Annotated in this window: 13 protein-coding genes; 3 read left to right on the forward strand and 10 right to left on the reverse strand. The window is 35.3% G+C overall.

What is annotated here, in order from left to right:
* Positions 1–244 precede the first annotated feature (244 nt).
* From CXF59_RS01185 to lpxD, 6 genes are all read right to left on the reverse strand, one after another.
* Positions 245–1,807, reverse strand: a complete 1,563-nt coding sequence (locus CXF59_RS01185) for a S41 family peptidase (RefSeq protein WP_101135893.1) — start codon at positions 1,805–1,807, stop codon at positions 245–247.
* Positions 1,808–1,888: 81 nt separating this feature from the next.
* The gene (locus CXF59_RS01190) at positions 1,889–2,404 is read right to left on the reverse strand and encodes a GNAT family N-acetyltransferase (RefSeq protein WP_101135894.1); all 516 of its coding nucleotides are present in this window, start codon (positions 2,402–2,404) and stop codon (positions 1,889–1,891) included.
* A 516-nt stretch (positions 2,405–2,920) separates the two neighbouring features.
* A complete protein-coding gene (locus tag CXF59_RS01195; RefSeq protein ID WP_101135895.1) occupies positions 2,921–3,895 on the reverse strand; it encodes a hypothetical protein in 975 nt (324 codons plus the stop codon).
* Between the two features lie 271 nt (positions 3,896–4,166).
* Complete coding sequence (locus tag CXF59_RS01200; RefSeq protein WP_101135896.1) at positions 4,167–4,421, reverse strand: hypothetical protein; 255 nt, start codon at positions 4,419–4,421, stop codon at positions 4,167–4,169.
* A gap of 612 nt (positions 4,422–5,033) precedes the next feature.
* On the reverse strand, positions 5,034–6,662 hold the full coding sequence (locus CXF59_RS01205; protein ID WP_101135897.1) for an acyl-CoA carboxylase subunit beta: 1,629 nt from the start codon (positions 6,660–6,662) through the stop codon (positions 5,034–5,036).
* A 154-nt stretch (positions 6,663–6,816) separates the two neighbouring features.
* Positions 6,817–7,815, reverse strand: a complete 999-nt coding sequence (lpxD, locus tag CXF59_RS01210) for a UDP-3-O-(3-hydroxymyristoyl)glucosamine N-acyltransferase (protein ID WP_101135898.1) — start codon at positions 7,813–7,815, stop codon at positions 6,817–6,819.
* A gap of 185 nt (positions 7,816–8,000) precedes the next feature.
* On the opposite strand from lpxD, the gene CXF59_RS01215 reads away from it, so the two are divergent.
* Positions 8,001–8,912, forward strand: coding sequence for a phospholipase A (locus tag CXF59_RS01215; RefSeq protein WP_101135899.1), 912 nt, complete (start codon positions 8,001–8,003; stop codon positions 8,910–8,912).
* A gap of 68 nt (positions 8,913–8,980) precedes the next feature.
* On the opposite strand, the gene CXF59_RS14835 is transcribed toward CXF59_RS01215, so the two are convergent.
* Positions 8,981–9,409, reverse strand: a complete 429-nt coding sequence (locus CXF59_RS14835) for an energy transducer TonB (RefSeq protein WP_157824493.1) — start codon at positions 9,407–9,409, stop codon at positions 8,981–8,983.
* Between the two features lie 366 nt (positions 9,410–9,775).
* A protein-coding gene (gene prfB, locus CXF59_RS01225) for a peptide chain release factor 2 (protein ID WP_157824494.1) occupies positions 9,776–10,880 on the reverse strand; the annotation gives its coding sequence in 2 pieces (ribosomal slippage) (positions 9,776–10,816 and positions 10,818–10,880; 1,104 coding nt in all).
* 90 nt (positions 10,881–10,970) lie between these two features.
* Here prfB and CXF59_RS01230 point away from each other — a divergent pair.
* Entirely contained in the window at positions 10,971–11,996 is a 1,026-nt protein-coding gene (locus CXF59_RS01230) for a low specificity L-threonine aldolase (RefSeq protein ID WP_101135902.1), read from the forward strand.
* Positions 11,997–12,780: 784 nt separating this feature from the next.
* Here CXF59_RS01230 and CXF59_RS01240 read toward each other — a convergent pair.
* Complete coding sequence (locus CXF59_RS01240) at positions 12,781–13,056, reverse strand: hypothetical protein (RefSeq protein WP_101135904.1); 276 nt, start codon at positions 13,054–13,056, stop codon at positions 12,781–12,783.
* Between the two features lie 2 nt (positions 13,057–13,058).
* Positions 13,059–13,379, reverse strand: coding sequence for a YbaB/EbfC family nucleoid-associated protein (locus CXF59_RS01245; protein ID WP_101135905.1), 321 nt, complete (start codon positions 13,377–13,379; stop codon positions 13,059–13,061).
* 126 nt (positions 13,380–13,505) lie between these two features.
* Here CXF59_RS01245 and CXF59_RS01250 point away from each other — a divergent pair, with 126 nt between their 5' ends.
* On the forward strand, positions 13,506–15,581 hold the full coding sequence (locus CXF59_RS01250) for a S9 family peptidase (RefSeq protein WP_198554612.1): 2,076 nt from the start codon (positions 13,506–13,508) through the stop codon (positions 15,579–15,581).
* Positions 15,582–15,800 lie beyond the last annotated feature (219 nt).

The raw sequence follows: 15,800 nt of genomic DNA on the forward strand, positions 1-15,800 counted from the left end.
GTATGTAATAAAAAATAAAATCACATAAAGCAGTAAATACAATCGTTAGTAAAATGGCAGTGCTGGGTACATAAAGATAAAAAACAACATCGTAATTAACTACTATATAGCGGTTTACTTTTAAATAGAAACAATCACTCTTGGAATCGTATTTTAAAAGTGATCTACGGTTCAGACAACCAGAAAATAAGTAGTTGAGTTGAATACCGGTTGTATTTTAGCGGTTAATGACGTCGTAAAATACTTATTTATTGATTTTTATGTCCTTTACAATCCAGTTGAGTACGGGATCATAGTCTTGTAGTCGATCTTCAAGAGTAGGACTAATTTTCTTGTCTGGAAAAACACCATGCCCTTTTATTTCCGTTTTATGATGAGGGGCCATCATCATTAATCCTATTCTAATCTTTAATTCAGAATGGGGCAGTTCTACGACAGGCATAAATCCCGCTACGGTTCCGTTAAAGGCTCCACCCGTTTCTTCTCCCACAAAGGTTACCCTTTTGGATTTTTTTAAGTTGGAAGATATAAGACTCGAGGCGGAAAAGCTTCCTCCATTTATCATGACATAAATTTTTCCTTTAAAAGCATTGCTACTCAACTGATGCAGTCTTGTGTGGGAAGCGTACCAATTTTTTGCAGTACCATCTTTATGGACAGTGAACAGCAAATAGCTATAAACTGCAGGCGCGTATATCGCTTTTAGAATTTTTATAGCAAAGGAACCTCCATTAAAATAGGCGCCTTCCATTAAACTTGATTTGGAAACTACTTCTGACTTGTCCAAAAACACAAAAGTAGAATCGGCTAGATAAGAGTATAAATCAACAATTTCATTTAAACGTCCGCCGCCATTGTCTCTTAAATCTAGAATTAAGGTTTTGGCTTTATAGTTGTCAATTTTGTGAAAGCTTTCTTTGTAAAAAGGTCTGAAGTCTCCTTTGTTAAAACTTCTAATTTTCATAATGGCGACACTGCTATCTTTTTCCATGAAATTCAAGTTTCTATTGTAGTTTTTCAAATCAGCATTATATCCACTCACTCTTTTCTTCCTTCTGGTTACTCTTGATTTTTTTCGGTCTAGCGCAGTCATTCTTTTACGGGGCTTGGGTTCCTGTTTTTTAATCGAATCTTCTTTGTATCGCTTGATGGTAACTAATTTGATGATGCTGTTGTATTTCAAGGTATAAGTTAAGCTATCTTTAATGCCATTTTGTACCGTAAAATAGGAAGTAAATCGCTTACCTGAAGTAGTAGTTTTTAAGGTGGTATTATAACCGTCTGAGCTATAGTATCGGTTGTATTCCTGAATTAAATTAAATGGTTTTGTGCCATTCACGGCAATCACTTCAGAACCCACTTGTATATTTTTGTCGTAGGACTTATTGTTTACGACATACAACTTGTTATCAAAAAAATCAAAGTCAAACTGGGAAAATGGGCCTGTTCCTTTTTTTACAAGTGCTTTTGTTTCCTTTTTCGTCATTTGCATTGAAGCAGGATAGAGAAAAGTGTGACCTTGCCGAACTGCAGCTACAATAGGGCTTAGTTTTTTATAAAAAGCAAGAGGAGTAATAGGGTGATCGATGGTCGATTTTATACTATCGAATTTAAAATCTAAAGCTAACTTGTCGATATACCAATAAAGATTGGGATGTAAATTTTGTAATTTTGTATATGTAAAATCAACATCTGATTTTAACTGATCTACTGGTATTAGATCCGTTAAATGGGCATTGTGTTTCTTTATAGAACTACATTGGACGAAGAATAGAAGAATAAAAACGAATAGAATTATTTTTCTCATGTTTTTTCAAAAAGGGTTGCGATCTTTTATTATTCTATTGCGTAAAGAAACAGCAATTTTGCGTAATTGCTTTAATTTATTCTAATTCGTTTTTGGTAGTACTTTTTCATATGCTTTTCTGGCGCTACCTCTCAAATACACTTTGCCACAATAGCTATAACCCAATTTTTCAAAAATAGCCATCATGGCAAAGTTGTCAAAATTAGTGTCTGCCTTGACGCTGTAGATTTTGTTGCTTATCGCAAATGTTTCTATAAAACCTACTATTTTCGTTGCTAAACCTTTTCCCAAATGACTCTCTGAGATAGCTACTCTATGAAACACAACATAATCTCCGCTTGTAAGCCAGTGTCCCTCCAATTTTTCATACGCAGGTTCGTCATTGATTAATAGCGCACAATAGCCAAGGATGGTATCTCCTTCAGTTAAAACAAATCCCGCATTTTTGTCAATGTCGTTTTGGATCACGTCTGGATTTGGATAACCGTCCTGCCATTGATTACTTCGATCTTCTTTTCTACGTGCTATTGCCTGTTGTAAAATGACCCATATTTTAGGGATTTCTGAAGTTGTAGCTTTTCTAAAGTTGTAGGTCATTGGTACGAAATGTATTTTTATTAAATAACCATTAAAGGCTTTACTATTTACTTATATTCATTTTTATTAGTGCTGATGTTTCGCTAGTTTCAAAAGGTACAGTTTCTTTTTATTAAATACAAAGTAAAGGCTCGTTTGCAAGGAGTACCTACTTTCTTTCCTAAACTTAAGATAGCGTTTGTAATGCGGCTCATATAAATCAATAAATAGAATGAAGTAATGCTCGCAACTAACCGCTAAGCATTATTTAAAATGCAGAATGGCTGTAGTTATGTATGGAAAAAAAAATCGCCTAGAAAGCCCTGGAATGACAAAAAAAATCCGCTTTTTATAGTATAGTGCACAAATAAGAAAGCCAAAATTAAATAGTGATTTCAAGGGTTGTAGCCCATTTCGGTCCTTGTGTATTTTGACAGGAAAGTGCAACATAGTCGTCTAATATTCTTGTACTAAACGTACACTATTTAACAATAAAGCGACCAAGATATTTACTAACTATTTTTGGCTATTAAGCCATTAAAATGGTAATCCAATGGATTCTGGATTAATAAAATCTTTGGTATACGGATTTTCAAGAAAGCTAAGTGGCGGCTTTTGAAATTTAAGAATATCTTCTTTTTCAATACCGTAAACCTGCCAATAATTGGATAGCAATTGGGCATATATATCCTCATCCCAAAATCCGAAGTGAGGTCGCTTACCACCCGTTTCAACTTCTATAGCAATCCCATTGTCTTGGTTTTCAATATTGTATTCGGGTTTGTAATGTAATATATAATCTGAATAATGAAACCTAGCGTATAACTCTTCAAACTGGATGGGATGTAAAACATGACCTTTCATTTTATCGAGGATCTCTTTTTGCTTCTCCCCAATTACCCCGTTATCTTGTAAACATGCAATAAAACCAAAGTCATTGACTCCAAATTGGAACATTAAATTAACCGCATCGTTGCGATAGCTAAAAATATCGGCAGAATATTTAAGTGGGAATACGGCTATGCTCCATGGTTTTTTTCCAACGAAGGAAATCGGTTCTATTAAGGATTGTAGCATTAAATGGAAGCGTCCAAAGCGTTCCCTGAGAGTGACAGACAGCTCAAAACCTTCACCTTGCTTTAGTAGCCTGTCTCTTTCATAAATCATTTCGTAGTATAGCATACCATAGACCATTCTGCCTGTCCATTGAAAAAGCAACTCTTGATCGAGTGACGCCATGCCTTCAAAACCTTTTTTATACGCAGCCTCAATTTTTACATCCAGCTCTTCAAAAGCTGTTTTGACTTCGGAAGAACATGGTAATTTAAGATCTGCATAATTATAAGATTTGGCTTTATCCATCATCTCAATTCTTTCATCACCTAATTTAAAATGATCCATCAGCCATACTGGAAAAACGGTCATGTTTTCATTTGTTAAAGCTCCTGAAAGGAAGCAAAAATGTTCGTCAAAATTCAAATCCTTAAAAGGATTAAAAAGCGTTTGTGTCATCAATATTCAGAAATATTAAGTTTTAATTTTTTTTCAAATGTAGCCATATATTATTGTTTTCTTTGCCAAATTTATATAGAATCAAAAATTTTAAATTTTGGAAAGTACCGTAAAACCTTTCCTTAAAAGAACAGTTCAACAATGTTGATTAGGTAGTGACTCACTAACTGTGTAAGTTGTATTAGTAACTTGAATCTAGCATTCCATAAACTCTAATTTGCGAATCTTCAGAATTTATAACGTTTAGTTTACGAATTTGAATCCATTTGTTTTAGTAATCGCGATTATTGTGCCCATGATTGATTATCCAACTGTTTAAAACGTAATCAATTAGTTTTTCGTTTCCAGTAGATAGATATTCATTTAAAAAATAGGCTTGGCTAAAATCAATCTTTGCCAAATGAATTTTCATTCCGGCATTCTTATTTAAATACTTGATGAGTTCAAAATCAATTTTTATAGTTTCTTTTATTCCGTGAAATTCGCCATAAAGGAACAAATCATTTGTTTTTACATACTCGTCCAAATTTCTAAAGATTAAAGTTTTATTCTACTCAGCTTACTCAAACAAAATTTTATTTTCTTTCCAGTAGTGAACAGATTATTTACCTGTGTAATTGTCATATGTTTTTAAAGAAAAGCCATAAAGCAAACATAATAGGAAAGTAATAAAGAAGTATTTTATTCCTTTCAAAACATTTTTTTTAATTAAATACGTTTTTTGGGTTAGGATTATTACTAACCTATCTATCTGCGAGATAATCTCTAGCAGAGGTGCTCTAAAATTGATGTAGACACGAAAATTTTTTCCGTTTTTTTCCGTTCTCAAATATACAGAAAAAAGCCACAAGAAAAGATAGGAATCCTATTGTTTTTTAAATGAGTGTGTTCTGTAGGTAATTCGCAGTCCTGTAGTACCGCTTACTTCACAATAGTTCTATTTTTATAGGAGTTCATTGAACTGCTTTTACAGCGGCGTCTCCCGCCTTTTTGGGCGGGAATACAGCTGATAGCTGGAGGGAGCTAGTTATGAAAATGGAGTAGTTCTGCTCCTAGAAATAAAAACTATTCTCGATACTTTTTTTGTTTCTTTTTATTTTGCAAAAAAAACTCTCGAAATGACGTTTTTAATAATGAATTATACTTGAATAACACCCAAGTTAAATTTCTTCTCAATAGGAGAGTGATTCGCCGCTTCAATACCCATAGATATCCAAGTTCGCGTGTCTAGAGGGTCGATGATCGCATCTGTCCACAATCTGGAAGCAGCATAATAAGGAGAAACCTGTTCGTCGTATCGGGCTTTTATTTTGTCAAACAGCGCTTTCTCTTTCGCTTCATCGACGATTTCGCCGCTTTTCTTCAACGAAGAAGCTTCAATTTGCGCCAATACTTTTGCAGCTTGTGTACCTCCCATAACGGCTAATTCAGCACTTGGCCAAGCGAAGATTAATCTTGGGTCGTATGCTTTTCCACACATGGCATAATTTCCTGCACCGTAGGAATTCCCTACAATAACCGTGAATTTTGGCACTACAGAATTACTTACTGCATTGACCATTTTGGCACCGTCTTTTATGATTCCGCCTTGTTCTGATTTAGATCCCACCATAAAACCGGTAACATCTTGTACAAAAACTAAAGGGATTTTTTTCTGATTGCAATTGGCTATAAAGCGGGTGGCTTTGTCTGCACTGTCCGAATAGATAACTCCACCAAACTGCATTTCCCCTTTTTTGGTTTTTACTACTTTTCGTTGATTGGCAACAATTCCTACTGCCCATCCGTCAATTCTGGCGTAACCCGTAATGATTGTTTGACCGTACCCGTCTTTATAGGGTGCAAATTCTGAATTGTCTACAAGACGATTGATGATCTCCATCATGTCGTATTGTTCATTTCGGGCTTTTGGTAAAACACCGTAGAGTTCTTTTTCATCTAAAGCTGGTTTTGCTGCTTTCACGCGGCTGAAACCTGCATTATCAGAATCCCCAATTTTATCAACTATATTTTTAATTTTGTCTAAGGCATCTTTGTCATCTTTGGCTTTGTAATCTGTCACTCCTGAAATTTCGCAGTGCGTAGTTGCACCTCCTAAAGTTTCATTGTCAATACTTTCTCCAATGGCTGCTTTTACCAAATAACTACCTGCAAGGAAGATACTGCCTGTTCCCTCAACAATGATGGCTTCATCACTCATGATAGGTAGGTAAGCTCCGCCGGCAACACAGCTTCCCATGATAGCCGAAATTTGTGTAATTCCCATACTGCTCATTTGGGCGTTATTTCTAAAAATCCGTCCAAAATGCTCTTTGTCTGGGAAGATTTCGTCCTGCAGCGGTAAATATACACCGGCACTATCTACTAAATAGATGATAGGCAGGCGATTTTCCATGGCGATTTCTTGTGCGCGAAGATTTTTCTTAGCAGTAATTGGGAACCAGGCACCCGCTTTTACAGTGGCATCATTTGCTACGACAATACATTGTTTCCCTCTGATGTATCCCATTTTTACTACAACACCTCCAGAGGGACATCCGCCATGGTCAGCGTACATTCCTTCACCAACAAAAGCCCCAATTTCAATACACTTGGCTTTAGGATCTAATAAATAATCAATGCGTTCCCGCGCAGTCATTTTTCCTTCGCTATGTAGTTTTTGAATTCTTTTTTCACCTCCTCCTAATTTTACTTTAGCAAAGTTTTGTTTTAATTGAGATAATAGAAGCTTATTGTGATCTTCGTTTTTATTGAAGTTTAAATCCATGTTGTACTAGTGTTATAAATAGTTTGTGCTAAAATACAAAATCGAACGAAATAAAATTTATTATTTTAGTTCCTTTGCTCATAATTTTCGCTATTAAACCAAAAAAACAGAAGCGAACTCCTGTTTTTTTACGAATATGATAATACCTACTTGTTTATTTTTTTGAATCATTGACTAATCGTTTTAAAATAGCCCATTGTTTCAAGGCATCACGCGCTTCAACAGCAGGATAACCTAACACTGTTTTACCGGCAGGCACATCGCAGGTTACACCAGATCCAGCTCCTACAATAGCTCCACTACCTAGTGTGGCATGATCTTTTATAGATGCGCTTCCGCCAATAATAACTCCATCACCCAAGGTTACAGACCCAGCTAGTCCGCTGTGTCCTGCCATAATGCAAAAACGACCTAGCTTACTGTTATGGCCAATTTGGACTAAATTGTCGATTTTGCATCCATCGCCTAAAACCGTAGAACTAAATTTTCCACGATCCACACAAGAGTTGGCGCCAATTTCTACATTATTTCCTATTATTACATTTCCTATCTGAGGTATTTTGACCAAACCTCGTTCAGGACAAGGGCGAAATCCAAATCCATCGGCTCCAACAGTTGCGTTGGGATGTATGATACAATCATTACCAATGTGACAACGCTCTCTGACCACAGTTCCAGACCACAGCACGGTATTTTCACCTATTGTGCATTCATCCAAAACAGTGACATTAGGATAAAGGATTGTGTTTTCTCCAATTTTTACATTTGGTCCAACATAACTTCCCGCACCTATTTTTGTTCCAATTCCGATGGTAGCTGATTTATCAACAACCGCCGTTGGGTGGATGTCAACATGAAATACAGGTAGGGGAGGAGCAAAAAGTTCCAAAACCTGAGACATCGCTAAATCTGCATTTTTTACTTTAATGAAAGCTCTGTTTTCTCCTGGCTCTATCGATATGTCCTCGTTTACAACTGCAACACAGGCTTTAGATAAAGACCAAAGTTTCTCGTATTTTTTGTTTCCAATAAATGTGATTTCTGAATCACTCGCGACCTCAAGTTGCTCTGGTGCTGTAATCATTTGTGAGGTGGTACCAAATAGTACTCCTTTAAGGACTTCATTTATTTCTTGGACTGTATAGGATTTCATAATGTTACTGATAGATTGGGTGGTGGTATAATTCTCAAATAAAGTGATTTAGACCTGAAGTTCCAAATGTTTACTGATACTTTAACAAGATTAAAAGTAGTATTTATATAACTTTTTAAAGTAAATGTGTAACGAAATCAAAAGATAAGCTACTACTTTTGCTGCTTAAATTTTGATCTAAGAACATGAAAAATCTTCAAATTAAGTTCTCGATTCCTCTCCTTGTGTTTTCTTTTTTCCCCGTGAATGCTCAGGTTCAGGCCTTGTTTAATAGTAAAACGCAACTTCGGGATATGACGGAAAGATGGGAGTTGGATACCACTTCTGTAAGAGGTACTTTTTTGGTCACTCCTTATAAACCTATGTACGTGTTGCCCGTACGATGGTCAAGCAACCCTAATGAAAGGCCTAAATCAGGAAATTTAGATCCGGATTATATCGCTCCTGCAGGTGTTGATTACAACAATATTGAAGCTAAATTTCAATTGAGCTTTAAGACTAAAGTGTTGCAAAGTGTTTTTTGGGGGCATGGTGATTTATGGTTGGCCTATACTCAAAAGTCCCATTGGCAAATCTATAATAATAATCTTTCCCGCCCCTTTCGAGAAGTTAATTATGAACCTGAACTTATTTTGAATTTTCCGGTGAAGTTTAATCTCTTTGGTTTTAAGGCGAGAATGGTGGGAGTAGCTCTGAATCATGAATCGAATGGAAAAAGTGATCCTTTTTCCCTAAGTTGGAACAGAATTATTTTACATGCAGGATTTGAACGTAAAAATTGGACCGTATACTTGAGACCTTGGTTTCGTATGCCAGCGGCGATTGATGACAATCCAGATATTTCAGAATATATAGGAAGGGGAGACGTGAATATAATCTATGTTAAAAATGGTAATATTCTATCTTTTATTGGTAGTCATAATTTAACTTTTAAATCAAACTCAAGGGGGAACGCCTCTTTCTCATGGTCGTATCCAGTTAGAAATAATTTAAAAGGGTATTTATTGATTTCTCACGGTTATGGTGAATCGTTGATTGATTATAATAATCTACAAACGACTATTGGAGTAGGTGTTTCTTTAATTGAATGGTTGTAAAATCAACGCCTTAAATTTTAGTGACTAATATCAAGTGAGTTAAATAGTGAAAACTAGTTATTTGAATTTTAATTAATAGTAAGTGGAATGCTAAATTCAACACGAGCATCTTTACCATCCACTTTTCCAGGGATCCATAAAGGACTATTAAATAACACTCTTAAGGCTTCAACATTCATGTCATAATTAAGTCCTTCAATTATTTTAAAATCTTTTAAAGTGCCATCTATTTCAACCACAAAATCAACTTTTATTCGTCCTTTAGCGCTATTAGGTGACTTAAAGTTTTCTCCAACATATTTATAAAATTCTTTTATACTTCCTGGAAATTCAGGTTTTACATAATAGGGAAAGAAAGCAATTTCAGTTCCGTTTTCATCAAAACATTTTCCGTCAATAAATTCATTATTTTCAAAGGTTTCACTTCGCTTTACTTGGCCATTTTCGTAAAACCCAGTCTGGATTCCTTCCAGTTTATCTTTGACGTAAAATGCCACCGTTTTTTTACCGCCACTTTTATACCAGGTTTTGGCGTAACCGCCGCGTATTTTTCTTTTTAAATTTGAGAATTGATCACTGTTTTTAATTGAGCCATCAAGATAATAGGTTTTTCTATGGGTACCATTTTCACTCTCTTCATATGTGCTGTAATACGTTGCACCTTGAGGCGTGGGTAATTTTTTAAAGTCTTCAGTATAATATATTTTTTTTGCGATTAAAAAGTAACTGAAATTAACAAAACAAAAAGGATTAGTAATTTTTTCATAAAAATGATATTAATTTATCGAATCAAAAATAACAAAAAAATCCTACAGTATAGTATTGTACTTACTGTAGGATTTAATTGTTTTATAAGGATATATTTACTCTTCTTCTTGGTCTTTTTGTCCCATCATCATTAGATAGGCTTTTAAGAACTCGTCGATTTCACCATTCATCACACCGTCGACGTTGCTGGTTTCATAACCGGTACGCACGTCTTTTACTAATTTATAGGGCTGCATCACATAATTGCGAATCTGGGAACCCCATTCAATTTTCATCTTCCCCGCTTCGATGTCAGCACGCTGCGCCTGTTTCTTTTTTAATTCAATTTCGTACAACTGAGAACGCAACATTTGCATAGCACGTTGTCTGTTATCCTGCTGCGAACGCGTTTCTGAACACTGAATTTGAATTCCTGTGGGTTTGTGAAACAACTGTACTTTGGTTTCCACCTTATTCACATTTTGCCCACCGGCACCGCTGGATCGAGAGGTCGTGATTTCAATATCGGCAGGATTTATATCAATTTCGATACTGTCATCCACTAATGGATACACATATACGGATGCAAAGGAAGTATGCCGTTTAGCATTACTATCAAACGGTGATATACGTACGAGTCGATGTACTCCATTTTCTCCTTTTAGATATCCAAAAGAATAATCACCTTCAAATTCGAGGGTAACCGTTTTTATACCGGCTGCTTCTCCTTTTTGAAAATTCAGTTCTTTTATTTTATACCCATATTTTTCACCCCACATCATGTACATGCGCATGAGCATTTCGGCCCAATCACAACTTTCAGTACCTCCAGCACCCGAAGTAATTTGTACAACAGCGCTTAAAGAATCGCCTTCATCAGAAAGCATGTTCTTGAATTCAATCGCTTCAATATGATTTGCAATACCGAAATATTGTTCGTCTAATTCTTCGGCTGTGAACTCTCCTTCTTTAAAGAACTCGTAGGCTAATTGCAATTCGTCAGTCATTTCGACTGCTTTATCATAGTCTTCAATCCATTTTTTCTTATTTCGAAGATTTCTTACAATGAGTTCCGCTTCTTTTGCATTATTCCAAAAATCTGGAGCAAAAGTCTTCTCTTCTTCGTTAGAAATTTCGATTAGTTTGGCATCAACGTCAAAGATACCTCCTCAACGCACCAAGGCGCTCTACAATACCTTTAATTTGTTCGGTAGTTGTCATAAATTATGTAATTTTGTGGGACAAAAATAACATTTTTTTTTAAGTAGTGACTACTAGAGCGTAATCTGTGTTAAAATAAAAAATAAATCAATGGAAATAAATTTAATTAGCGATACGGTAACAAAGCCAACACATGAAATGTTGCAGTATATGTTTAAGGCTGAGGTTGGAGATGACGTCTACAGACAAGATCCAACAGTGATAGCATTGGAAACAAAAACAGCCGCACTATTCGGTATGGAAGCAGGTCTGTTTTTTCCGTCGGGAATAATGGCAAATCAAACAGCTATAAAAGTACATACGCAACCAGGCGAGCAATTAATCGCAGATAAGTATGCACACATATACCATTACGAAGGTGGAGGAGTTTCTTTCAATAGTGGGGTTTCTTGTTGTTTACTGGATGGTAAACGTGGTATGATTAACGCTCAACAAGTGGCCGGTGCGATCAATGATCCTGAGTTTTACAACAGTCCGTTAACTAGTTTAGTATGTGTAGAAAACACTACGAATAAGGGAGGTGGTGCTTGTTACGAAATTGAAGATTTACAAAAGATAAAAGAAGTTTGCGTTGCCAATAACTTGAAGTTCCACATGGATGGTGCCCGAATCTGGAATGCCTTAGTAGCCAAAAAACAGGATCCAAAATTGTACGGGTCGTTATTTGACACTATTTCTGTATGTTTTTCTAAAGGGCTTGGAGCCCCAGTAGGATCTGTTTTACTAGCTGATAAAGCTACGATTGCTAGGGCTTTAAGAGTCCGTAAAATTCTAGGAGGAGGGATGAGACAGGTAGGTTACCTTGCTGCTGCTGGGATTTACGCTTTAGATCACAATATTGAGCGTCTTGAAGAAGATCACCGAAGAGCAAAAGAGCTTGGAAGTGTTCTTAGTAAAGCAAGCTGGGTTGCCTCAGTTGAACCTGTAGAAACTAATATCTTAATTTTTTCTTTGGCTCCACATTGCAATGATCAGGCATTAATAGAGAAATTAAAGCAAAAAAATATTTCCATCAGTTCTTTGGGACCTGGGAAACTTAGAATAGTGACCCACCTTGATTACAGAGAAGTGATGCATACTTATGTTTTAGAGACTTTAAGTAAGCTAGAAATGTAGTGTTTTATTAAACTTAAAAAAGGTTTAGCACATTGATAATGCTAAACCTTTTCTTTTTCTATTCGAACAAATTGTGCGTCTCTAAAATGATTGATTTACTGAAAGTAAAGATTTATTAATGAGGTGCCTTTTATACAGTAACCACAGTTGGTCCTCCGGTAATACTTATGAATTTGATAAAATATTATATTTCAAAATTTCTGATTTATTATTCAAATTCGCAATATTCAGATATTGATTATTTGATGAATCAATAAAACCTTTACCAGAAACATTATCTAAACCGTAAACTTCGCCTGGTAGTTGGTCAGTATACGTATTGTTTGATAAGTCAATTTTAATGAGGGTAACTCGACTTATAACTCTTTTTAAACTTTTCATACCATACAAAACAGTATTATTAGTTATTGATGATCTTGTGAAAGATAGAGGTGTGTTAGTGGTGTTGAAAATGTAGTTTTCGCAATTTGGCCATCTAAGTTTATTTCTATTGTAGTGTCGTTAGAACAACAGCTATAGAATTTTGCCTCATTTGTGGATGTTTAATGAGAGCTTATTTAGTTGAACGAAATTTCGGTAGACATAAAGTTGAAAGTAACTGGATTGATGCTGATAAGATATTGATTTAGAATCACCCTTATTCGATTTCAATATTCCGTATAATAAATTTTAGATTGATTCCATTCTCATGATAATAATGTGGGATCTGATACCTTCAATTCGCTCGGATAAACTATAGATTTTGTACAGCTTGATTTTTTTTATCTAAAATGAATAGTTTTTCTTAAGACAAACGCTCTATCAAAAACAAATTGTCTGAGTTTGAAGTAACGGTGTTTAAATTTAAGAAAGCGGAAATAGTAAAGCCATTAAATTTCGAATAAGAAGTACTAATGCCAGAGTTATTTCCAATTTTATTAACTTCACCTACTGATTTGATTGTTAAATAGCTACAATCATCAACAATAGTAATAGGCTCCACAGTTGATTCTGACTCACTGCAGCAGGAAACAAAAAAAATGGCGCAACTAAGCGCCATTAATTTTATTTTTGATTTCATTTTTATTTGAATAATTCGTCCATTCCTGGCATCATCGGCATATCCATTTTTGCAACAGCATCAAGCTCCGCTGTATTTACTTTACTCGCTTTTTCGATTGCTTTGTTCATCACTAAAATCATATAATCTTCTAATTGCTCTTTGTCTTGCAGTAATTCATCGGCAATAGTGATTGATGTTATTTTTCTGTTGGCAGTTATCGTAACTTTTAGTAAACCGTCTGTACTTTGTTCATCAACTAAAACAGTATCTAGGCGTTTTTTTGTTTCTTCCATTTTTTGTTGGGTTTCCTTAAGTTTACCCATCATTCCCATTAAATCCATTTTTGATAATTTAAAAATTATTGAACAACGAAATTACGAATTTAGAAGGAATAAGCAATGTTAAATAAGATGAAAAACGAACGAGTTATAGAATGGCTTTGTTTATTTTTGTACCTTCTTAAAAATATGAAAACTCAAAAAATGATAGAAAACATACAACCACCAGTTGCTAAGATTATACCAAAAGTATTAGAAAAATTCGGGGACGTCAGGGTTGATAATTATTTTTGGTTAAAGGATCGAGAAAATCCTGAAGTCATTGAATATCTGAATAAGGAAAACGAATATTATCAAAAGATGACTGCTCATACGCAGGAATTCCAAAAAGAATTGTTTGAGGAAATGAAAGCCAGAATCAAGGAAGACGATGAGTCAGTTCCCTATTTATACAATGGCTATTATTATATCACCCGTTTTGAAACGGGAAAAGATTATCCCATTTATTCCCGAAAAAGGGAAAGCCTTTCAGCAAAAGAAGAGATCATGCTCGACTGCAACGAATTGGCAAAGGGGAAAAAATATTTCAAACTGAGCGGATTGAGTATAAGTAATGACAATAAACTTGCCACATATGCGGTAGATTTAGTTGGAAGAAGAATTTATACTTTGGAAGTAAAAAATCTGATAACAGGTGAAATCTTAAGCGATAAAATTGAAAATACAACCGGAAACTCTACTTGGGCAAATGACAATCAAACGATTTTCTATACCACTCAAGATGCGAATACTTTACGTTCCGATACCGTTTTAAAACACAAGATAGGAACCGATAAATCAAAAGATGAAGTGGTTTATTTTGAAAAAGACGATACTTTCGATGTTGCCGTGGGCAAAGAAAAATCAAAAAAATATATTTTGATATGCTCGTCAAGCACGCTGACTACAGAGTTCAGAACTTTATTAGCAGACACTCCAAATGGGAGGTTTAAAGTTTTTCAGAAAAGAAAAAGAGGTTTAGAATATAGTATCTCTCATTTTGAAGACCATTTTTATATCGTTACCAATAAGGATAAGGCAACTAATTTCAAATTGATGAAAACGCCTGAATCCAAGACTTCAATGGATAATTGGGAAGATGCTCTTGCTCATCGGGAAGATGTTTTGCTAGAGGATATTGATATTTTCAGGAATTTCTTGGTAGTATCAGAGCGTAGCAATGGTTTGAGTAGAATTCGAATCATGCCTTGGAATGGAAATTCAGAGTATTATTTGCCTTTTGAGAGCGAGACTTATACTGCACATGCGACTTCAAACGTTGACTTCGATACAGATATCTTACGATACGCATATCAATCAATGGCCACACCTGCGTCGATTATTGATTTCAATATGAAAACCAAAGAAAAGGAAGTCAAGAAAGAGCAAGAAGTGCTTGGCGGCACCTTTGATAAGGATAATTATGTGGAAGAACGTGTTTGGGCTACTGCAAAAGATGGAACCCAGGTACCGATTTCTATGGTATATAAGAAAGGTCTGAAAAAGGATGGGAAAAATCCATTGTTACTTTATGCCTATGGTTCATATGGCCATTCCATGGATGCCTATTTTTCATCAACAAGACTATCCTTATTAGATAGAGGTTTTGTTTATGCCATCGCACACATTCGTGGTGGTGAAGACTTAGGAAGACAATGGTACGAAGGGGGGAAATTATTAAAGAAGAAAAATACTTTTAAGGACTTTATAGATTGTTCTAAATATGTTATTGATCAAAAATATACTTCTCCAAAACATTTATATGCTGAAGGTGGTTCTGCCGGTGGATTATTGATGGGAGTTATCTTAAACATGGCGCCAAAATTATACCATGGTGTAATAGCACAAGTTCCTTTTGTGGATGTTGCCACCACGATGTTGGACGAAACGATCCCGCTAACAACCGGGGAGTATGACGAATGGGGAAATCCAAACGTTAAAAGATATTACAATTACATGAAGTCTTATTCCCCTTATGATAATGTAAAGTCCCAAGCCTATCCAAATATGTATATATCAACGGGATTGCATGATTCACAGGTACAGTATTGGGAGCCCGCTAAATGGGTTGCCAAGTTGCGAACTTTGAAAACAAATAATACGTTACTGTTTCTAGATACCAATATGGATGCAGGACATGGAGGCGCATCTGGAAGGTTTGAAGCCATTAAGGAATTAGCAAAGGAATTTAGTTTTTTATTAGATTTAGAGGAAATTAAAAAGTAATTCTAAAAATCATTTTCAATTTGGTAGCGACTATAGTCTGATAAACTTCTTCTAGATTGGCTGTTTTTCCATGAAAAAAGAAATAGAAGCAGGTAGCATTTTGTAGCATTGATTGACAATGTACTTCCAATGAAGCTAAATAAAGCTGGAAAAGGAAGAAGGTAATCTTATCTGCTGAGTATTTTGATAGTATCAATAAGTATATCAAAGGTAGCGATG

The organism is Flavobacterium sp. ALD4 (genome assembly GCF_002836475.1).
Classification (GTDB): domain Bacteria; phylum Bacteroidota; class Bacteroidia; order Flavobacteriales; family Flavobacteriaceae; genus Flavobacterium.

What these genes read in the sequence shown, in the direction of transcription:
- CXF59_RS01185 (WP_101135893.1), bottom strand. Translation starts at nt 1,807, where the DNA reads ATGAGAAAAATAATTCTATTCGTTTTTATTCTTCTATTCTTCGTCCAA.
- CXF59_RS01250 (WP_198554612.1), top strand. Translation starts at nt 13,506, where the DNA reads ATGAAAACTCAAAAAATGATAGAAAACATACAACCACCAGTTGCTAAG.
- CXF59_RS01195 (WP_101135895.1), bottom strand. Translation starts at nt 3,895, where the DNA reads ATGACACAAACGCTTTTTAATCCTTTTAAGGATTTGAATTTTGACGAA.
- lpxD (WP_101135898.1), bottom strand. Translation starts at nt 7,815, where the DNA reads ATGAAATCCTATACAGTCCAAGAAATAAATGAAGTCCTTAAAGGAGTA.
- CXF59_RS01215 (WP_101135899.1), top strand. Translation starts at nt 8,001, where the DNA reads ATGAAAAATCTTCAAATTAAGTTCTCGATTCCTCTCCTTGTGTTTTCT.
- CXF59_RS01190 (WP_101135894.1), bottom strand. Translation starts at nt 2,404, where the DNA reads ATGACCTACAACTTTAGAAAAGCTACAACTTCAGAAATCCCTAAAATA.
- CXF59_RS01245 (WP_101135905.1), bottom strand. Translation starts at nt 13,379, where the DNA reads ATGGATTTAATGGGAATGATGGGTAAACTTAAGGAAACCCAACAAAAA.
- CXF59_RS01230 (WP_101135902.1), top strand. Translation starts at nt 10,971, where the DNA reads ATGGAAATAAATTTAATTAGCGATACGGTAACAAAGCCAACACATGAA.
- CXF59_RS01240 (WP_101135904.1), bottom strand. Translation starts at nt 13,056, where the DNA reads ATGAAATCAAAAATAAAATTAATGGCGCTTAGTTGCGCCATTTTTTTT.
- CXF59_RS01205 (WP_101135897.1), bottom strand. Translation starts at nt 6,662, where the DNA reads ATGGATTTAAACTTCAATAAAAACGAAGATCACAATAAGCTTCTATTA.